Annotated in this window: 16 protein-coding genes; 12 read left to right on the top strand and 4 right to left on the bottom strand. The window is 70.2% G+C overall.

Features of this window, described 5'->3' with window-relative positions:
- The first annotated feature begins 143 nt into the window (after window positions 1-143).
- From ACFVAV_RS23055 to ACFVAV_RS23035, 5 genes are read left to right on the top strand one after another with little or no spacing between them, the layout of a single operon-like run.
- Window positions 144-1,745 (top strand): dipeptide ABC transporter ATP-binding protein, encoded by a 1,602-nt coding sequence (locus ACFVAV_RS23055; protein WP_379037175.1) that lies wholly within the window; start codon window positions 144-146, stop codon window positions 1,743-1,745.
- On the top strand, window positions 1,742-2,863 hold the full coding sequence (locus ACFVAV_RS23050) for an LLM class flavin-dependent oxidoreductase (protein WP_379037174.1): 1,122 nt from the start codon (window positions 1,742-1,744) through the stop codon (window positions 2,861-2,863). Before ACFVAV_RS23055 ends, ACFVAV_RS23050 begins: the two co-directional genes overlap by 4 nt.
- On the top strand, window positions 2,860-4,227 hold the full coding sequence (locus ACFVAV_RS23045; protein ID WP_379037173.1) for an NtaA/DmoA family FMN-dependent monooxygenase: 1,368 nt from the start codon (window positions 2,860-2,862) through the stop codon (window positions 4,225-4,227). Before ACFVAV_RS23050 ends, ACFVAV_RS23045 begins: the two co-directional genes overlap by 4 nt.
- Window positions 4,224-5,033 (top strand): DUF1684 domain-containing protein, encoded by an 810-nt coding sequence (locus ACFVAV_RS23040; RefSeq protein WP_379037172.1) that lies wholly within the window; start codon window positions 4,224-4,226, stop codon window positions 5,031-5,033. The genes ACFVAV_RS23045 and ACFVAV_RS23040 overlap by 4 nt, the downstream gene beginning before the upstream one ends.
- On the top strand, window positions 5,030-6,181 hold the full coding sequence (locus ACFVAV_RS23035; RefSeq protein ID WP_379037171.1) for an LLM class flavin-dependent oxidoreductase: 1,152 nt from the start codon (window positions 5,030-5,032) through the stop codon (window positions 6,179-6,181). The genes ACFVAV_RS23040 and ACFVAV_RS23035 overlap by 4 nt, the downstream gene beginning before the upstream one ends.
- A gap of 131 nt (window positions 6,182-6,312) precedes the next feature.
- Here the strand turns inward: ACFVAV_RS23035 and ACFVAV_RS23030 are convergent, their stop codons facing one another.
- Entirely contained in the window at window positions 6,313-7,194 is an 882-nt protein-coding gene (locus ACFVAV_RS23030) for a hypothetical protein (protein WP_379037170.1), read from the bottom strand.
- Window positions 7,195-7,454: 260 nt separating this feature from the next.
- Between ACFVAV_RS23030 and ACFVAV_RS23025 the strand changes: the two genes are divergently transcribed.
- Entirely contained in the window at window positions 7,455-8,042 is a 588-nt protein-coding gene (locus tag ACFVAV_RS23025; protein WP_379037168.1) for a DUF2867 domain-containing protein, read from the top strand.
- Here ACFVAV_RS23025 and ACFVAV_RS23020 read toward each other — a convergent pair.
- Window positions 8,032-9,033 (bottom strand): methylenetetrahydrofolate reductase, encoded by a 1,002-nt coding sequence (locus ACFVAV_RS23020; protein WP_379037167.1) that lies wholly within the window; start codon window positions 9,031-9,033, stop codon window positions 8,032-8,034. The two genes, ACFVAV_RS23025 and ACFVAV_RS23020, sit on opposite strands and share 11 nt — an antisense overlap.
- 278 nt (window positions 9,034-9,311) lie before the next feature.
- On the opposite strand from ACFVAV_RS23020, the gene ACFVAV_RS23015 reads away from it, so the two are divergent.
- From ACFVAV_RS23015 to ACFVAV_RS23000, 4 genes are all read left to right on the top strand, one after another.
- Window positions 9,312-10,466 (top strand): polyprenyl synthetase family protein, encoded by a 1,155-nt coding sequence (locus ACFVAV_RS23015; RefSeq protein WP_379037205.1) that lies wholly within the window; start codon window positions 9,312-9,314, stop codon window positions 10,464-10,466.
- 7 nt (window positions 10,467-10,473) lie between these two features.
- On the top strand, window positions 10,474-12,048 hold the full coding sequence (gene crtI / locus ACFVAV_RS23010) for a phytoene desaturase family protein (protein WP_379037166.1): 1,575 nt from the start codon (window positions 10,474-10,476) through the stop codon (window positions 12,046-12,048).
- Between the two features lie 101 nt (window positions 12,049-12,149).
- Entirely contained in the window at window positions 12,150-13,808 is a 1,659-nt protein-coding gene (locus ACFVAV_RS23005) for an alpha-(1->6)-mannopyranosyltransferase A (RefSeq protein ID WP_379037165.1), read from the top strand.
- A gap of 17 nt (window positions 13,809-13,825) precedes the next feature.
- Window positions 13,826-14,824 carry a phytoene/squalene synthase family protein gene (locus tag ACFVAV_RS23000; protein ID WP_379037164.1) on the top strand — a complete coding sequence of 333 codons (999 nt, stop codon included), beginning with the start codon at window positions 13,826-13,828 and terminating at the stop codon, window positions 14,822-14,824.
- A 43-nt stretch (window positions 14,825-14,867) separates the two neighbouring features.
- Here ACFVAV_RS23000 and ACFVAV_RS22995 read toward each other — a convergent pair whose 3' ends face one another.
- On the bottom strand, window positions 14,868-15,230 hold the full coding sequence (locus ACFVAV_RS22995; protein WP_379037163.1) for an ArsR/SmtB family transcription factor: 363 nt from the start codon (window positions 15,228-15,230) through the stop codon (window positions 14,868-14,870).
- A 43-nt stretch (window positions 15,231-15,273) separates the two neighbouring features.
- On the opposite strand from ACFVAV_RS22995, the gene ACFVAV_RS22990 reads away from it, so the two are divergent.
- The gene (locus tag ACFVAV_RS22990) at window positions 15,274-17,382 is read left to right on the top strand and encodes a heavy metal translocating P-type ATPase (protein ID WP_379037162.1); all 2,109 of its coding nucleotides are present in this window, start codon (window positions 15,274-15,276) and stop codon (window positions 17,380-17,382) included.
- A gap of 89 nt (window positions 17,383-17,471) precedes the next feature.
- Here the strand turns inward: ACFVAV_RS22990 and ACFVAV_RS22985 are convergent, their stop codons facing one another.
- Window positions 17,472-17,840: an Rv2175c family DNA-binding protein gene (locus tag ACFVAV_RS22985; RefSeq protein ID WP_218717256.1), complete on the bottom strand. Its 369-nt coding sequence runs from the start codon at window positions 17,838-17,840 to the stop codon at window positions 17,472-17,474.
- 146 nt (window positions 17,841-17,986) lie between these two features.
- On the opposite strand from ACFVAV_RS22985, the gene pknB reads away from it, so the two are divergent.
- On the top strand, window positions 17,987-19,957 hold the full coding sequence (gene pknB, locus ACFVAV_RS22980) for a Stk1 family PASTA domain-containing Ser/Thr kinase (protein WP_379037161.1): 1,971 nt from the start codon (window positions 17,987-17,989) through the stop codon (window positions 19,955-19,957).
- The last annotated feature ends 21 nt before the right edge of the window (window positions 19,958-19,978 follow it).

The raw sequence follows: 19,978 nt of genomic DNA, 5'->3' as shown, positions 1-19,978 counted from the left end.
TCGGCGGCGAAGAGACCACCGAACACGAGCATGTCGCGTCAGGACAGGCGGCTTCGCCATCCGGGGCGCCAGAGACAAACACCCGGGAGCGATCGGCCGGTGCCGCCCGACATGGTCGAGACCAAGCTGGACCGCTGCTGCGCGTGACGGATCTGCACATCGCCTACCGATCGAGCTCCGGGCCGGTCGACGCCCTGCGCGGCGCCTCGATCGAGGTCGAGCGCGGCGAGGTGGTGGCGCTGGTCGGCGAATCCGGCTCGGGGAAGTCCACACTGGCGCACGCGGTGATCGGCTTGCTCGGTGATTCCGCGGGAAGCGTGTCGGGCAGTGCCGAATTCGCCGGCGAGCAGGTGGATCCGACCGACGAGAAGGCCCTGCGCCGGCTGCGTGGCGCGCGAGTCGGCTTTGTGCCGCAGGATCCTGGTCTCTCGCTGAATCCCGTACTGCGGGTGGGTGATCAGGTGGCCGAAGCGCTGCTGGTGCATCGGCTGGCAGATCGGCGCGGGGCGCGGTTGCAGGCGCTGGACCTGCTCGAAGAGGTCGGATTGGACCGGCCGGAAGTCCGGGCCCGGCAGTATCCACACGAGCTGTCCGGCGGGCAGCGCCAGCGGGTGCTGATCGCCATCGCGCTGGCTTGCGGACCGGAGTTGATCATCGCCGACGAGCCGACCAGCGCGCTCGACGCGACGGTCGCACGGCAAGTGCTGGATCGGCTGGCCGAACGGATCGCGGCACGCGGCACGGCGGTGCTGCTGATCACCCACGATCTGGCCGTCGCCGCCGAGCGGGCCGACCGGCTGGTGGTGCTCGCCCAGGGTGAGGTCGTCGAATCCGGGCCCACGGCCCAGGTTCTCGCCCGTCCCGCGCATCCCTACACGCGACGACTACTGGCCGCATCACCGGCGCTCGCGCCCACGGCGTTCCGTCCACCCCGCGCCAGGGCCGAGACACCACTGCTCTCGGTTCGTGCTCTGCACAAGCGATTCCACGCGGCCGACGTCACCGCCGTCGACGATGTCGAGTTCACCCTCGATCGCGGGGAAACCCTCGCCCTGGTCGGTGAGTCCGGTTCGGGCAAGTCCACCACCGCGCGCATCGCCTTGCGTCTCACCGAACCGGACAGCGGCACGGTGACTTTCGACGGGCACGACCTCACCACCGCGCGCCGCCGCCGGCTGCGCGAACTGCGCAGGCGTTTCCAGGTGGTGTACCAGAATCCGTACTCCTCGCTGGACCCGCGCTGGCAGATCGGCGACATCATCGGCGAGCCGCTGCGCGCCTACGGTGTCGGCAAACGCGCCGAGCAGGCTCACCGGGTGACCGAACTGCTCGACCAGGTCGCGCTGCCCGCCGAGTTCACCACGCGCAAGCCCGCCGAACTGTCCGGTGGCCAGCGGCAGCGCGTGGCGATCGCCCGCGCGCTGGCGCTGCGGCCGGACCTGCTGGTGCTCGACGAACCGGTCTCCGCGCTCGACGCCTCGGTGCAGGCGCAGATCCTCGACCTGCTCGACGGCCTGCAACGTGACCTCGCGCTCGGCTACCTGTTCATCTCCCATGACCTGGCCGTCGTCCGCCAGATCAGCGACCGGGTGGCGGTGATGCGGCACGGCCGCATCGTCGAAACCGGGACGACGGCAACCCTGTTCACCGATCCGCAGCACGCCTACACCAGGGAGCTGCTCGCGGCGATCCCGGCGCCCGGCATCCGGATCGATCGCATCGACGGAAAGGACCTCACCCGATGAGCAAGGCCACACTGTTCCTCGGCTTCGAAACAGCGGGCACCGGAACGCATCCCGCGTCCTGGCGGCGTGCCGATTCGCGGGCCGAGGATCTGTTCACCGCCCGCTACTGGACCGAGGTGATCGCGCGGGCCGAGCAGCTCGGCTTCGACGCGGTGTTCCTGCCCGACTCGTTCGGTCTGCAGGAGGGCGGCACCGCGGTGACCCGCGGCAGGCTCGACGCGGTCGCGATCGCGGCCCGCACCGCGCCGGTCACCGGGCGGATCGGACTGATCCCGCAGGTGCCGGTCACCCACACCGAACCGTTCCACGTGTCCAAGGCGATCGCCGCACTCGATGTCGCGAGTCTGGGCCGCGCGGGCTGGGAAGTCGGCGTCTCCGCCGATGCCGGGCAGGCGAAGGCGTTCGGCCGCAAGGGTGTTCAGTCCGCACCGGCGCTGTGGCACGAGGCCGACGAAGCGGTCGAGGTGGTGACCCGGCTGTGGGACAGCTGGGAGGACGACGCCGAGATCCGCGATGTGCCCACCGGCCGGTTCATCGATCGGGATCGGCTGCACTACATCGACTTCGCCGGCGAGAACTTCTCGGTGAAGGGCCCGTCGATCACCCCGCGCTCGCCGCAGGGTCAGCCGATCGTGACCGTGCGCGCCGACGATCCCCTGGCCACCGACGTCGCGGTGCGCCGCGCCGACCTCATCCGGATCTCCGCCCCCGACCTCGCCACCGCCGCCGAACGCCGTCTCGCGCTGCGCGCCGCCCTCGCCACGGCGGGCCGCGATCCCGAGACGGTGCACGTGCTCCTGGATCTCCCTGTCCACCTGGCTGATTCGGCCGAGCAAGCGCACGCCGAGGTCGCCGAGCTGGACCGGTGGTTCGCGCGGGACGCCGACACCGCCCTGCGGCACGTGGGCACCGCCATCGCGCTCGACGAACTCCTCGACGAGATCGAGCGCACCGACGCCGCCGACGGGGTGGTCCTGCAACCGCTTGCGGTGCACGCCACGCTCGCGGCGTTCCTCGCTCGTCCCCCGGCCGAATCGCCGCCGGGCACCCTGCGCGACCGCCTCGGTCTCCCCCGCCCCGCCAGCCGCTACGCGACCACGCAAGGAGCAGCGCTGTGACCTCGAAGCCACGCAAACAAGTCCATCTCGCCGCGCACTTCCCCGGCGTCAACAACACGACCGTCTGGGCCGCCCCCGCGTCGAAGTCGCAGGTCGACTTCGCCTCGTTCGAGCACCTGGCGCGCACCGCCGAACGCGGCCTGTTCGACTTCTTCTTCCTGGCCGAGGGCCTGCGGCTGCGCGAACACCGTGGGCGCATCCACGATCTCGACGTGGTGGGCAGGCCGGACACGTTCACCGTGCTCAACGCGGTCGCCGCGGTCACCGAGCGGCTCGGGTTGGCAGGCACCATCAACAGCACCTACAACGAGCCGTTCGAGCTGGCCAGGCAGTTCGCCTCGCTGGATCATCTCTCCGGCGGTCGCGCGGCCTGGAATGTGGTCACCTCCTCCGACGCGTTCACCGGGGAGAACTTCCGGCGCGGCGGCTATCTGGAGCACAGCGAGCGGTACCGGCGCGCGGCCGAGGTGGTCGAAGCGACCAGGGCGCTGTGGGACAGCTGGCCTGCCGACGCGCTCGTCGTCGACCGGGAGCGCGGCGTCTTCACCGAGCAGGTGCCCGGAACCGCTTTCCACAGCAGCCAATTCGACATCGACGCGACGTTCGTCCTGCCGCCGAGTCCGCAGGGACACCCGGTGTTGTTGCAGGCGGGCGATTCCGACGAGGGACGCGAATTCGGCGCGCAGGCGGCGGACGCGATCTTCACCGCGCACGGCACCCTCGAGGCGGGCCAGAAGTTCTACGCCGACATCAAGGGCAGGCTTGCGAAATACGGTCGCACGCACGACGAACTGCTGGTCTTTCCCGCCGCCACCTTCGTCCTCGGCGATACCGAGGCCGAGGCGCACGAGCGGGCCAGGGAAATCCGGTACCAGCAGGTGAGCCCGCAGACCGCGATCGCCTTCCTCGAACAGGTATGGGGCCGTGACCTTTCCGGCTACGATCCCGACGGTCCGCTGCCCGATATCGAGCCCGACGCCACCACCGAGATCACCCGGGGCCGGGTACGGCACGCGAAAGATCCGCTGGCCGTGGCGAAGGCGTGGCGCGAGCAGGCCGAAGCCGGGAAGCTCACCATCCGCGAGCTGATCATCGAGGTCACCAGCCGCCAGCAGTTCATCGGCACCGCGGTCCAGATCGCCGAGCAGATCGACCACTACGTGCAGTCCGACGCCGCCGACGGGTTCATCCTCGTCCCGCACCTCACCCCCGCCGGGCTCGACGAATTCGTCGACACGGTGGTGCCGGAACTGCAGGAACGCGGCAGCTTCCGCACCGCCTACACCGGCACCACCCTGCGCGACCACCTCGGTCTGCGTCACCCCCACCACCCCGCCATCGCCGAAGGAGCACGCGCGTCATGACGATCACCGTCGACACCACCAGCACCGCAACCACGTTCGCCGACGACTGGCACCGCTGGCACGACGCCCGCGAGGACGGCCTGCGCGACCCCCTCGGCTGGCTCAGCCTCGCCGGCCTGCACTGGCTCACCGACCGCCCCGAACGCCTCGACGGCCTCCCCGGCACCTGGTGGGTGACCGACGAGAAGGTGTTCATCACCGCCCAGCCCGCCGACCGGCTCGACGTCGAGGGTGAGCGGATCGCGGGCGTGCAGATTCTGACTCCCGTCGAGGGCGCGCCCGGGCTGAGCGTGTTCAACGAGGAGCGGGTCTTCGAGGTGATCCGGCGCTCCGGGCAGTTCGCGGTACGCGTGCACGACCCGGCCGCGCCCACCCTGGTCGCGTTCGCCGGGGTCCCGGCCTATCCGGCCGACCCGCGCTGGGTCGTCACCGGCCGGTTCACCCCGTTCGGCACCGCCCGCACCGTCACCACCGGCGCGGTGGTGGACGGGCTCGAACACCGCCACAGCGCGGCGGGGACCATCGAATTCCGGATCGGCGACGCCACCGAGACGCTGGTGGCCTTCGGCACGCCCGCGGATCTGAAGGTGCTGTTCACCGATGCCACCAGCGGCGTCACCACCTACCCGGCGGCGCGGTCGCTCGCGATCGGCGCGGTCGAGGCCGACGGCACCGTGACCCTGGACTTCAACCGGGCGGTGAACCTGCCGTGCGCGTTCACCGGCTACGCGACCTGCCCGATAGCGCCGGCCGAGAACCGGCTGCGGGTGGCGATCGAAGCGGGAGAACAGGATCCGACGCTATGACCGTGCCGCTTTCGATCCTCGACCTCGCGCCGATCAGCGCAGGGTCTACTGCCGCACAGGCATTGCGCAACACGATCGATCTCGCCCAGCACGCCGAACAGTGGGGCTACCACCGGTATTGGCTGGCCGAACATCATTTCGTGTCGGTGGCCAGTTCGTCCTCGCTGACCCTGCTCGGCCTGGTCGCGGCCGCCACCTCCCGCATCCGGGTCGGCACCGGCGCGGTGCAGGTGGGTCATCACACCTCGGCCTCGATAGTCGAGGCGTTCGGCACCGTCGATGCGCTGCACCCGGGGCGGCTCGATCTGGGCCTGGGTCGGTCGGGGCACCGGCGCAGCCAGTTCGGGGCGGAGGCGTCCACCGCCAAGGGCGGGCATCCGGTGCTGGACACGGTCACCGGGCGCACCCGGATCCGCGACGGGGTGGTGGTGCCACCGCCGTTCGACCCGCGCGGAATCACCGACCGGTCCCGGTTCGTCGCCGCACTCGAAGCATTGCAGCAGCCGCACGCCGAGGCGCTGGACTTCGCCGACCAGATCGCCGAGGTGCGCGCCCTGCTCGACGGCACCTACGTATCGTCCGATGATGTTGCGTTGCATGCGGTTCCGGGCGAGGGCGCCGATGTCGAACTGTGGCTGTTCGGCAGCACGGCCGGTGAGAGCGCCGAGGTGGCGGGCAGGCTCGGGTTGCCGTTCGCGGCGGCCTATCACGTGGCCCCCGGCACCGCGCTGGATGCGGTCGAGGCCTACCGAGCGGCGTTCCGGCCCTCGGCCACCCTCGCCGAACCGCACGTGATCGTCTCGGCGGATGTCGTGGTCGCCGCCGACGACGCCACCGCCCGCCACCACGCGAGCACCTACGGCCACTGGGTCCACAGCATCCGCAGCGGCTCCGGCGCGGGCGAATACCTCGACCCCGCCACCGCCGCCCCCCTCACCCCCGACCAGCTCCGCCTGGTCGAGGACCGCCTCGCCGCCCAGATAGTCGGCGCCCCCGACACGGTCACCGAACGCCTGGAAGCCCTGGTCAAGGTCACCGGCGCCACCGAACTCCTGGTCACCACCATCACCCACAACCACGCCGACCGCCTGGAATCCCATCGCCTACTGGCCGACGCGTGGGGAGTACGCACCGCACGCGCGGCCTGAACCACCTCGCTGCGGGGTCGCAACGCTACGGCGGCCCCGCAGCACCGGTCGCTCCCGAGATCCCCTGAACCACCGGGCGATGCGAACGAGCCTTGCCCAACATCAGCCTCGGAGTGCAGTGTCTCGTGGATTCAGTCGAAGAGGTCTGCTGTCGTGGCGGCGTCGATCGCGCGCCGCAGCCAGGTGTCGAGCTGAGCCAGATCCCGGCACTGCTCGATCCGGGCCCGTTGATCCTCCGAGACAGCGATTCGGCGCGCACTCAGAACGGTGATGATGCTGGCCGCGATGCCTTCCTCGCGTCCCACCTCGCGACCTTCTTCGCGCCCTTCTTCGACGTACTTGCGGGCGATTCGGCCCTGGTATTCGTAGGTCATCGTCATCAGTTCCTCCAACCGTCGGCTGGCCGCCTCGGACAACACCTCGTCGACCAGGTCATGGTACATCCGTGCTCGTTCGTCGTCGGTCTTCGTCAGGCCCACCAGGAGCGCGGTGAAGACCTCGTCGGCGTGGGGGCCGTTGCCGTGGGCCATCGCCGAGAGAACCGCTCGTTCCGGGGATGATGCGGCCTCCGATGGGTCGGAGACGATCGGCATTCGGTCCGGTCCGACGATGAGTGGACGCAGCGCGAATCCTGGGTGGCCGATGTCGATCGGTTTGGCCGCCCACGTAGCCACGCTGGTGTTGGGTACGACGACAAGGAGCACCACCGGACAGCGCAGTCGTGCTCGCAGAGTAGTCAGATAGACCGGCCAGCTCCATTGTTTGTGGGGCTTCTCCGAGAGCTGGACCTCGACGCAGATGCCGAGCACGGCGGCGCCGTCGGCGTCATGGAGACTCAGCGCCAGATCACCGCGGAACTCCTTGGGCCCGATATCGGAGAAGTCGCACTGCTCAGTGGTCGCTGCTGTGTAGCCAGGGATCGCGACGCCGCAGACCTCGGTGATCAGCGCCGGGGCCAATGTCAGGTCGGCACGGAACAATTCCAGAACACCTTCGTGCAGGTAGCTGGGCATGACCGGCACCATAGGATGCGCGGCGGGCGGAGAGTCAATTTCGATCGGCGGGTCCACTACGCCACGCCGTTGCTGTCCGAAATATCTACCGGCTCAACGGCTTACCCGGCCCTTTGGGTACTCGATTCGATCGTCAGCGCAGGCAAGGGAGTACCCCATGTGTCAACCCTTCCTTTGTCACACATGACAGCTCTATACGTAGGCGTATAACAGCGGTAGCCTCTTCTCCATACGCATCCGTACGGATAGGGGTTTCTCTCATGCGACTTCCCGCAGCGGCACATACCGATCGACCGTGGCGCATCCACGAGATCGCCGGGGATTTCGATGTCGAAGATGTTTGGCGGTTTCGGACGCCCGGTGGGCGGGTGGATGACTTTCCCGCGTTGCTCGCCGCGCTGCAGGCGGCGCGGGCGTCCGATTCCTCGGGGATCAGCGGGCTGCTGTTCAAGATCCGGTGGAAGCTGGGTGAGGTGTTCGGGTGGGATCGGGAGTCGGCCGGGACCGGGAGCAGGGTGGAATCGCTGGTGGACCGGCTGCCTGCCGACATGCGCGATACGCCGTGTCCCGATGACGACGGCAGTCCGTTGACCAGCCTGTACGTCCTCGACGACGAGTATGCCGCCGAGATCGCCAACGGCACCATGCACGGGATCATGCACCTGGGCTGGGTGCCCGACGACGTCGGCTCCGGTTATCACCTGCAGATGGCGGTGCTGGTGAAACCGAACGGCCTGTTCGGCCGCGCCTATATGGCGTTCATCAAGCCGTTCCGGTACCTGATCGTCTACCCGGCGATGACCCGGAGCTGGGAACGCACCTGGAACGAGCTGGCAGTCACGCGCTGAGCGGGGCCGCTGTCACGCCGTAGCCGAGGTTGGTGAGGACCTCGCTGGTCGCCTTCGCGAAGTTGAGGGTGATGAAGTGCAGGCAGGGGGCGCCCTCGTCGATCAGGCGCTGGGCCATTTCGGTGGCGATCTGGATGCCCTCGGCGCGGACGGCGGCCTTGTCCTCCTCCGGGCCGGTGCCCGCGGCGCGGGTCAGGCGTTCCATCACCGCGGGGTCGAGCGGGCGGCCGCAGAGTTCCTCGGCGCGCTGCACCGTGCGCAGCGAGGTGATGGGCATCAGCTCGGGGATGATCGGCTTGGCGCCCTCGATCGGGTCGGTGGCCAGTACCCGGTCGCGCAGGCGCAGGTAGTGCTCCACGTCGAAGAACATCTGGGTGATCGAATACTCCGCGCCCGCACGCAGTTTCGCGGCGAGGTGGCGGGTGTCGTGGTCGAGGTCGGGCGAGCGGTGGTGGCCCTGCGGGAACGAGGCGACGCCGACGTGGAAGTCGCCGAGGTCGCGCACGATACGCACCAGTTCCTCGGCGTACTCGACGCCCTCGGGATGCTTGCGCCACTCACCGAGCGGATCGCCCGGCGGGTCGCCGCGCAGCACGAGCAGGTTGCGGATGCCCGAGTCGGCGTAGGAGCCGACCAGCGCGCGCAGTTCGCCCATGCTGTGGCCGACGGCGGTGAGGTGGGCGACCGGCAGCAGCGTCGTCTCGGTGGCGAGCTCACCGGTGATGCGCACGGTGCGGTCCTTGGTGGAGCCGCCCGCGCCGTAGGTCATCGACACGAAGGCCGGGTGCATCCGCTCGAACTCGCGGACCGCACGCCACAGCCTGGCCTCGCCCGCCGCGTCACGTGGCGGGTTGAACTCCACCGAGAACGGCACGCCGCTGCCCGAATGGGTGCGCAGGCTCTGCACCACCGAGGGGGTGTTCGAGACGATCGGCTGCTTCTGGGCGGGTCGATCTGGGGTCGAACGTCCCCGTCCATTGTCGAAAGTCACCGGTCCAGTGTAGTGGGACGCCGTGACGCCGCCGCGGCGACCAGGAACCGGGGCCGCGGCGGTCCGGAATCGGGCACGGACCAGCCGCTCGACCGTCAAGTCCGCTGGATTCGCGCCGATCGCCGGGCCGGACACCGCCGAATCGCCAGGTGTGGGGTCGGTCGCAGCGGCCATGTGCGCCGACGACACCCCCGCGCCACCCGCGTATTCTGCGACCAGACGCCGGTGATCGCACCGCCGCGTGCGACCCCGGTCCATCCGCTCGCCCACTTCCGCACCTGGAGGCCACCCTGTCCGCCGGAATCGGTACCCCGCTCTCCCGGTCCGTCGCCGACACGCCGGCCTCGGTCGATCTCGTCACGCTCACGCCGGGCACGCCCGCCTTCGTCACCGCGGTCGAGCAGGTGCTTGCCGGTTTCTTCGCCTCTCGGCGCGAGATCGTCGACCCGCTCGGTCCGGTGTTCACCGACGCCGCCGAGGCGCTGGAACAGTTCGTCATCCGCGGTGGCAAGCGGACCAGGCCGGGGTTCGCGTGGACCGGCTGGCTCGGCGCCGGCGGCGACCCGGCAGGCCCCGACGCGGCCGCCGTGCTCACCGCCTGCTCGGCGCTGGAACTGGTGCAGGCGTGCGCGCTGGTGCACGACGACATCATCGACTCCTCGCAGACCCGGCGCGGTTTCCCGACCGTGCACATCGAGTTCGAGGACCGGCATCGCGCGGCGGGCTGGCCCGGCGACGGCGCCGAGTACGGCAGGGCGGTCGCCATCCTGATCGGCGATCTGGCCCTGGCCTGGGCCGACGACCTGGTGCACGAGGCGGGGCTCGCCCCGGCCGCACTGGCCAGGTTCGCGCCGGTGTGGGCGCGGATGCGGACCGAGGTGCTGGGCGGCCAACTGCTCGACATCAACGGTGAGGCCGGTGGCGACGAATCGGTCGAGGCCGCACTGCGGATCAACCGGTACAAGACCGCCGCGTACACGATCGAACGACCGCTGCATCTGGGCGCCGCGCTGGCAGGCGCCGACGACGACCTGGTGGCGGCGCTGCGGATCTACGGCACCGACGTCGGCATCGCCTTCCAGCTGCGCGACGACCTGCTCGGTGTGTTCGGCGACCCCGCCGTCACCGGCAAGCCGTCCGGCGACGACCTGCGCGAGGGCAAGCGCACGGTGCTGATCGCGGAGGCGCTGCGCCGGGCCGATCCGGAATCGGCGGCACTGATCCGCACCGGGCTCGGCACCGACCTCGACGGCGCGGCGGTGGACCGGCTGCGCGCGCTGCTCACCGAGCTCGGCGCCGTCGACGACGTGGAACGCCGCATCACCGAGCTCACCGACACCGGTCTGCTCGCCGTGGCGACGAGCAGCGCGACCACGCAGGCCAAGCAGTTGCTGCACGACATGGCGCTGGCCGCCACCCGCCGCGCGGCCTGAGACTGCTATGAAAAACGTTGTGGGACAAGCGAATCATGTCGTCGTGGTCGGCGCTGGACTGGCCGGGCTGGCCGCGGCGCTGCACCTGCGCGGCGCGGGCGTCGAGGTCACCGTGCTCGAACGTGCCGACCATCCCGGCGGCCGGGTCGGGCGCTACCGGTTCGACGATTACGAGATCGACAGCGGCGCCACCGTACTCACCCTGCCGGAGCTGATCGACGAGGCGCTGGCCGCCGTCGGGCACTCGCGCGAGAGCGTCGGCCTGCGCATCCACCGCCTCGCCCCCGCCTATCACGCGCGCTACGCCGACGGCAGCGACATTCGCGTTTTCGACGACGCCGCGGCGATGTCGGCCGAGGTCGCCGACACCTGCGGACCCGCCGAGGCAGGCAACTACCGGCGGCTGCGGGACTGGCTGGGCCGGATCTACGGCGCCGAATACGACGAATTCATGGACGCGAACTTCGATTCGCCGCTGGATCTGGTGCGCAGCAGGCGCTCGCGGGCCTCGCTCGCGACGCTGGTCCGGCTCGGCGGTTTCGGCAGGCTGGGGCCGCGTGTGCGCTCCTATCTGCGCGACGAGCGCCTGGCCAGGCTGTTCACCTTCCAGGCGCTCTACGCGGGAACGGTGCCGGACAAGGCGCTGGCGCTCTACGGCGCGATCCCCAACATGGACACCTGCCTCGGCGTCTACTTCCCCGAGGGCGGCATGCGGGCGATCACGGCCGCACTCGCCGAGGCGTTCGCCGCCGCCGGTGGACAGCTCGTGCTCGAGGCCGAGGTCGCGGGCATCGACTACACGGCGAGCGCGGGAACGTCGCGGCGCGCCGAGGCGGTCCGCACCGTCGACGGCCGCAGTTTCGCGTGCGATGCGGTGGTCCTCACCGCCGATCTCGGTTCACTGCCGCGGTTCGGCCTGCGGTATCGCCGTGGCCTGCGGGCCTCGCCGTCGGCGGTGGTCGCGCACGGCACCGTGCCCGCCGGGATCGCCGCGCAATGGCCGGTGCAGGCGCATCACACGATCGATTTCGGCGCCGCCTGGGCGACGACGTTCACCGAGATCTCCGCGCGGCGCGGGCGGGGGAAGCTGATGAGCGATCCGTCGCTGCTGCTGACCAGGCCCGCGCTCACCGATCCCGGCCAGTTCGTCGACCGCGCCGACGGCAGGCACGAACCGCTGTCGGTCCTGGCGCCGTGCCCGAACCTGGATGCCGCGCCACTGGACTGGGACCGCCTCGGCCCCGCCTATCTCGGCGAACTGCTCGCGGAGCTGGAACGGCGCGGCTACACCGGCATCACCGAGCATTTCCGGGTCGACCACGTCGACACACCGGCGACCTGGGCCGCCCAGGGCATGATCGCGGGCACACCGTTCTCCATCGCGCACCTGTTCCGCCAAACCGGCCCGTTCCGGCCACGCAATCTGCCAAGGGGCGTGGACAACGTCGTTCTCGCAGGTTGCGGCACCACTCCGGGGGTGGGTGTGCCCACCACGTTGCTGTCGGGCAAGCTGGCCGCGGCACGAATCACCGGCAGCCGGGCGCGCAACGCGACCGACCACCGGGCTAGTGTTCCAAGTTGAAGCCGTAAACTGACGGCCGACTTATCAGCTCGCGGTTGCGACCGCCGACCATCCGGGGGGACCGACCGAACATGCCGCCCCCCGAGACGACCGTAGGCCCCATGGACACCACGCGCACCCTCGAGCCGCAGCGCCACATGCCCACCGGGACCGATCCCGGCGCCCGGTCCTGGCTGCGCACCGCAGGCGACTTCGCCCGTAGCCCCGAAGGCCACGCGGCCATGATGGGCTTCGTCGGCGCGATCATGATCACCCTCGGCGGCTTCGGCGCGGGCGCGGTCCGCAAACGCGACCCGCTGCTCGAGGCATTGCACCTGTCGTGGCTGCGGTTCGGGCACGGCTACGCGCTGTCGACGATCCTCATCTGGGCCGGCGTGCTGATGATGATCACCGCGTGGGTTCGCCTCGGCCGCAACACCATCGGCAAAGGTGGCGCGCGCGTCACGCTGAACGAGCTGCGCGCGATCGTCGGCATCTGGATCACGCCACTGCTGTTCGCGGCGCCCATGTTCAGCCGCGACGCCTACTCCTATCTCGCCCAGGGCGCACTGCTACGCGACGGTTTCGACCCCTACCAGGTGGGTCCCGTCGCCAATCCCGGTGTGCTGCTGGACAATGTGAGCCCGGTCTGGACCACGACCACCGCCCCCTACGGGCCGGTCTTTCTGCTCATGGGCCGCGCGATCACCATGCTCACCGGCGACAACGTCATCGCGGGCACCATCGCCCTGCGCCTGGTGATGCTGCCCGGGCTGGCACTGATGATGTGGGCGGTGCCCTATCTGACCAAACATCTCGGCGGCAAGCCGACGGTGGCGTTGTGGCTGGCCGTGCTCAACCCGCTGGTGCTGATCCATCTCATCGGCGGCGTGCACAACGAGATGCTGATGGTCGGGCTGATGTGCGCGGGCGTCGCGCTGGTGCTCGAACGCCACCATGTGGCGGGCATCGTCGTCGTCGCCATCGGTGTCGCGATCAAGGCGACCGCGGGCGTCGCGCTGCCGTTCCTGGTGTGGATCTGGATTCTGCACGAGAAGGAACGCCGAGCCGCCGAGCGTCGAGCCACCACGGCCGCCGACGTGGGACCTCCCGAGGACCAGAATCACTCGGACGCGGCCCGGCCGTCCGCCGATATGCCGCATCCGCTGTTCGTGTTCACCAAGATCGCCGGCATCGGCGTCGGTGTGTTCGCGCTGGTATTCGGCGCCGCCTCGGTGATCGCCGGGGTCGGCTTCGGCTGGGTCACCGCGCTGCAGGGCTCGAACAAGATCATCAACTGGCTGTCGCTGCCGACGATCCTCGCGCACTTGGTCACCTGGGATCAAGATCCGGCGGGGTCGGTGCTGGGGATCATCCGCAAGCTGTGCCAGGTCGCCCTGATTGCGCTGCTCGTCGCGACCTGGTGGCGCTTCCGGCACAGTGAGCGCGAGGCCGTGATGGGCATCATCATCGCGTTCGTCGCGATCGTGCTGCTCTCGCCCGCCGCGTTGCCCTGGTACTACTCGTGGCCGCTGGCGCTGGCCGCCGGGTTCGCGCTCTCGACGCTGACCTTGCAGTGGCTGGTGGGGATCTGCACCTGGTTGATGCTGGTCTTCCAGCCGGACGGGTCGATCGGGCTGTACAACTTCTGGCACGTCGCGCTGGCCACCTTCGCCGCCGTCGTCGCCGCGGTGTCGCTGCGCCACGTGGACCCACTACACCTGCGTTCGGCCCGTTCGCGTGCGGTCATGAAGGAACCGGCGCCGCCTGTTCGGGCATGACCGGTCAGCGCCTGAGCATGCCGATCGCAGACCGCACGGACCAGCAGGCCACCGGTCTCGACGCGGCCTACGCGAGCTGCCGGCGCATCGCCGCCGAGCACGGGCGCACCTACTATCTGGCGACCAGCTTGCTCTCGGCGCCGCGCCGCCGGGCCGTGCACGCGCTGTACGCCTTCGCGCGGATGGTCGACGACATCGTCGACCACGCCGGCGACCCGGCCCGGGTGCTCGATCCGCGTGACGGCGCGGACGTTGCCCTACCGGTCGGTCCCGCGGCGATCAGCCCCGCCCAGCACCTGGATCTGGTCGAGAAGCAGCTCCGGCTGGCCCTCGAACACGGCGATATCGACACCGCCGACCTGCGGCGACACCAGATCCTCACCGCGGCCGCCGACACGATCCGCCGCTACGACATCGCCCACACCCACTTCTGGACATTCCTCGACGCCATGCGGATGGACGTCCCCGGCACAGCCACCCACCGCACCCGCTACGCCACGATGACCGAGCTGCGCGAGTACATGCGCGGTTCCGCGGCCGCCATCGGCCTGCAACTGCTGCCGGTGCTCGGCACGGTCGTCCCTGTCGCCGAGGCCGAACCCGCCGCCGCGGCCCTGGGTGAGGCGTTCCAGCTCACCAATTTCCTGCGCGATGTGGCCGAGGATCTCGACCGTGGCCGCGTCTATCTCCCCACCGAGGAGCTGGCCGCCTTCGGTGTCGACGAAGCCCAGCTGCGCGCTTGCCGTGCCGCGGGCCGCACCGATCCGCGCGTGCGCCGCGCGCTGGCTCACCTGATCGCGGTGAACCGCGATATCTATCGCCGCGCCGACCCCGGCATCGAACTGCTCGACCCCCGCGTGCGTCCTGCGATTCGCACCGCCGCGACCCTCTACGCCGAGATCCTGGGCCGCATCGAGGCGGCCGAGTACCAGGTGTTCCGGACCCGGGCGACCGTTTCGCCGGGTCGTCGGATCATCGTCGCCGCCAAGGGATTCGGCACCGCGCGCCTGCGCTAGCCCGGCGAAGGCACCGCCGGGAGCCCCGGGGCGCCGAGACGGATCAGCCCGCGGCTTCCGGGCGTTCGGCGAGACCGAGGCGCAGATGCTCACTGTGATAGATCGCTTCGTCGAGCAGTTGAGCGACGTGGTTGTCGTAGAGGCTGTAGACGATGCTGCGCCCGGCCCGGGTGCCGGTGACCAGGCCCAGATTTCGCAGTAGCCGCAGCTGATGCGAGACCGCCGACTGTTCCATCCCCACCGCCTCGGCGAGTTCGGTCACCGGGCGCGGGCCCTGGCGGAGTTCCGACAGGATCAGCAGCCTGCTCGGCGTCGCCAGCGCCTGGAGCGTGGTGGCCACGTGCGCGGCGGCAGCGGCGTCAAGCCGCGTCGCAGGCCGGTCGCGCCCGTCCACACCGTGTCCCATGGGCTGGAGTTTAGCGGACCACATGACATGAATATCTCTTCATATGATCTGTTATTCTCGGGTCCTCATTCCCCCTCGGAGGTGCCCTGTGGTCTCGTCCACCGCCACGCTCAGCCGCCCGTCCGCAGCCGCCGCGCGCGGACCGGCGGCGCGCACCCGGCTGTTCGCGATCCCCGAAATGCGCTGGGCCGTCGCGGCGACCGCGCTGTTCGCGCTCGGCCTGACGGCGAAGCTGACCGGCGCGCCGTCGTGGTTGTGGTGGTCGATGCTGCTGGCCTGCTATCTCACCGGCGGCTGGGAGCCGGGACTGGAGGGGCTGAAGGCCTTGCGGGACAAGACGCTCGACGTCGACCTGCTGATGGTGGCGGCCGCAATCGGGGCGGCGGCGATCGGCCAGGTGGTCGACGGCGCACTGCTGATCGTCATCTTCGCCACCTCGGGCGCGCTCGAAGCGCTCGCGACCACCCGCACCGAGGACTCGGTACGCGGCCTGCTCACGCTGGCGCCCGACACCGCAACCCGGCTCACTGCCGACGGTGAACAGACCGTCGCCGCGGCCGATCTCGCCGTGGGCGACCTCGTCCTGGTCCGCCCTGGCGACCGAATCGCCGCCGACGGGCGGGTCGTCGACGGGGCGAGCGAGGTCGACCAGGCCACCATCACCGGCGAGGCACTGCCGGTGGACAAGTCCGCGGGCGACGAGGTGTTCGCCGGGACGCTCAACGGCACCGGAGCGCTGCGGGTCCGTGTCGAGCGCAGGGCCGAGGACTCCGTTGTCGCCCGCATCGCCGTGCTGGTCGAGGAGGCGGGCCGCACCAAGGCCAGGACCCAGCTGTTCATCGAGAAGATCGAGCAGCGCTATTCGATCGGCATGGTCGCCGCCACCCTCGCGGTGTTCGTGATCCCGCTGCTTCTCGGTGCGGCGCTGCGTGATTCGCTGCTGCGCGCGATGACGTTCATGATCGTGGCCTCACCGTGCGCGGTGGTGCTGGCGACCATGCCGCCGCTGCTCGCCGCGATCGCCACCGCGGGACGGCACGGTGTGCTGGTGAAGTCGGCCGTGGTGATGGAACAGCTGGGCGCGACCACTCGCGTCGCGTTCGACAAGACGGGCACGCTCACCCGCGGCACCCCGGAACTCGCCGAGATCCATCCGCTGCCGGACAGCCAGGTCACCGAGGACCAAGTCCTGCGCCTGGCCGCCGCGGTCGAGCACCCCAGCGAGCATCCGCTGGCCGCCGCCACCGTCCGTGCCGCCCGCCGGCGTGGTCTGGCACTCCCCGCCGCCGCCGACTTCGCCGCCCAGCCGGGTCGCGGTGTGTCCGGCCGGGTCGACGGCAGCTTCGTGCGCGTGGGCTCGCCGGTTGTCCTCACGGACGGCGAAACGGGCGGCCAGACAGCGCCCGCAAGCTGCTCGCCACAGACCTCCTCGGCCAGGGAACTCGTATCGCTCGTGCAGTCACGCGGCCGCACCGCGGTGGCCGTACTCCGCGATAACGAACCGATCGCGGTCCTCGGCTTCACCGATCAGATCCGGCCCGAGGCCGCGGCCGCCATCACCGCCCTCACCGAATCCACCGGCAGCGCGCCGGTTCTCCTGACCGGCGACAACCATGCGACCGCCGCACAGCTGGCCCGGCAGATCGGCATCACCGAGGTGCGCGCCGGATTGCTGCCGCACGACAAGGTCGCCGCCGTGCGCGCGCTGCAAGCCGACGGCGAGCGGGTGACCATGGTGGGCGACGGCATCAACGATGCGCCCGCACTGGCTGCCGCGCCCGTCGGCATCGCGATGGGTGGCGCGGGTTCGGACCTCACGCTGCAGACCGCGGACGCCATCGTCGTCCGTGACGACCTGACGACGATCCCGGCCGTGATCGCCCTGTCCCGCCGCGCGCGCCGGGTGGTGCTGGCCAATCTGGCCATCGCGGCCGGCTTCATCGCGATCCTGGTCGTGTGGGACCTGGTCGGCCACCTGCCGCTGCCGCTCGGCGTCGCCGGGCACGAGGGCTCGACCGTCATCGTCGGACTCAACGGCCTGCGACTGCTGCGCTCATCCGCCTGGCGCCGCGCGCAGGGTCACACCACCGGGCACGGTTCGCACGCGGCCTCCGACAGCAGCAGACCGCCGGCTACGGCCGCAGCATCGTGAGCCGTGCCGCCGCCGACCGGGGCGCGTAGAGCCAGGTCAGCGGCAGGCTGCAGACAGCCATAGCGAGGCCGGGCCCGGTGGTGCCGGGATCAGAAGGGTTCGGCGGCGGCACGGCGGACGACTTCGCGGGCCAGTGGGCCGTGCAGGGCGTCGACGGGGCGGCCGGGGAGGGAGTCGTCCTCGGTGTAGATCCAGCGCAGGATGTCCTCGTCGCTGTATTTGCCGTCGCGCATCACCGTGATCAGGCCGGGGAGCATCCGGACGATCTCGTCGTTGTCGTCGAAGAACCGGGACGGAATGCCGGCGACACCGTTGCGGCGGATCGCGAGGAGCTGGTGGTCACGCAGCAGCTGGTGCACGGCGGTGACCGGGATACCGAGGATGTCGGCGGCCTCGGGGAGCGAGACGACGGTTTCGGTGTCGGGCAGCACATCGTCGCTGCAGGGGAAGGCACTCACCTGCACAACGGTAGTACCTGTGCATGCACCGCATGACAGGGGCTGGCCCGCATCGGCTGGCATGCCACCCTCACCCGGTTACGATCGTGGGGGCCGCACACGGTGGCCTTGTCGCTTGTCGCAGTGTCGCGAGGGGTGAGAAGTTTGTGAAAGCCGGAGGACATCACTTGATCGGCCAGATGCTGGAAGGGCGCTATCGCATCGATGCGCCGATCGCCCGCGGCGGAATGTCGATGGTGTTCCGGGGAACCGATACCCGGCTGGATCGCCCGGTGGCGATCAAGGTGATGGATCCGAAGTTCGCCGGGGATCCGCAGTTCCTGACCCGCTTCGAGTTCGAGGCGCGCGCGGTCGCGAAGCTGAAGCATCCGTCGCTGGTCGCCGTGTACGACCAGGGCGTCGACGGCGAGTACCCGTTCCTGATCATGGAGTTGGTCGAGGGCGGCACGCTGCGCGAACTGCTGCGCGAACGCGGCCCGATGCCGCCGCACGCCGTGCGCGCGGTCGCCGAGCCGGTACTGCGCGCGATCGGCACCGCCCACGACGCGGGCCTGGTACACCGCGACATCAAGCCGGAGAACGTGCTCATCTCCGACGCGGGCGAGGTGAAGATCGCCGACTTCGGCCTGGTCCGGGCGGTCGCCGCCGCCAATACCACCTCCGCCAGCGTCATCCTCGGCACCGCCGCCTACCTGGCTCCCGAGCAGGTGACCACCGGCACCGCCGACGCCCGCTCCGACGTGTACGCCTTCGGCATCCTGGTCTTCGAACTGCTCACCGGCCGGGTGCCCTTCACCGGCGACAACTCGCTGTCGGTGGCGTATCAGCGGGTCGAGAACGACGTGCCGCCGCCGAGCCAGTTCATCGGTGGCGTGCCACCGGAGTTCGACGCGCTGGTGGGCAGGGCCACCTCCCGTGACCCTCAGCAGCGGTATGCCGACGCCAACGAGATGGCCGCGCACCTGCAGACGATCGCCATGGAACTCAACCTGCCGCCCTACCGGGTTCCCGCGCCGCGGGATTCGGCCGAGCACCTCAGCGAAAGCTACCGCACCGGCGACGCGCACCATCCCGGCGAGCGCCCGCTGACCCCGAATCCGGTTGCCGCACATCCTGTTCCGGCGCCCGACCATCGGCCCCAGCACACCAGGGTGGTCACCGCGCCCCGGCCACGGCCCGACGAATACCAGCACGCGCACTCCCCCGCCGCGGCGCACAACCCGTTCGCGGCGAACGAGAACACGTCCCGCCGCACCGGCGTGGTGTGGGCGGCGATCGTCACCGCGCTGACCCTGCTGGTCGGAATCGGCGGCTGGTGGCTCGGCGTCGGCCGCTACACCGCGGTGCCACCGATCGCCGGGATGGACTCCGAACGCGCCGTCTCGGTGCTGCAGGAGGCGGGATTCGAGACCGTGCTGCGCAACAAGGCGTCGGACACCATCCCGGTGGGCGGCGTGGTCGGCACCGATCCGTCGGCGGGCTCGCGGGTCACCAAGAGTTCCACCATCGCGGTGCTGATCTCCAACGGCAAGCCCCGGGTGCCCGATATCAAGCCGGGCGACCAGATCAGCGCCACCAACCAGGCGATCCGCGACGCGGGCCTGCAGCCGATCGACAGCGGCGAGGCGGCGAGTACCGCGCCGAAGGGCTCCCTGGCCAAGGTGGAGCCCGCACCCGGCACGGTGCTGCCGATGGGCGCGCAGGTGAAGGTCTACCGCAGCAAGGGGTCGCAGCCGGTCAACGTGCCCGATGTGCGCGGCAAGACCGCCGAGGAGGCCGCCCGCGCCCTGACCAGCGCCGGGCTGACCGTGCGCGAGACCCGCGTGCAGTACGACAAGAGCGTCGAGGGCGACAAGGCGATCGGCACCGACCCCGCCGTCGGCACCACCCTGCAGTCGGGCGACAGCGTGACGCTGATCGTGTCGAGCGCGGTGAAGGTGCCCAATGTGATGGGTCAGACCGTCGGCAACGCCCGCTCGAAGCTGCAGCAGCTGGGGCTACGGGTGGAGGTCAAGTCCCTCACCGACTCCGACAGCTCCCTGGTGATCGGCCAGGTGCCGGGCTTCAACTCGAATGTGGAGGCGGGCAGCGTCGTGACGCTCACCGCCTTGCCTTGAAGAGATCAGGCCCCGGACAAG

The sequence above is a fragment of the Nocardia sp. NPDC057663 genome (assembly GCF_042799895.1).
Classification (GTDB): Bacteria; Actinomycetota; Actinomycetes; order Mycobacteriales; family Mycobacteriaceae; genus Nocardia.
This window is presented reverse-complemented; position numbering and strand designations above follow the sequence as displayed.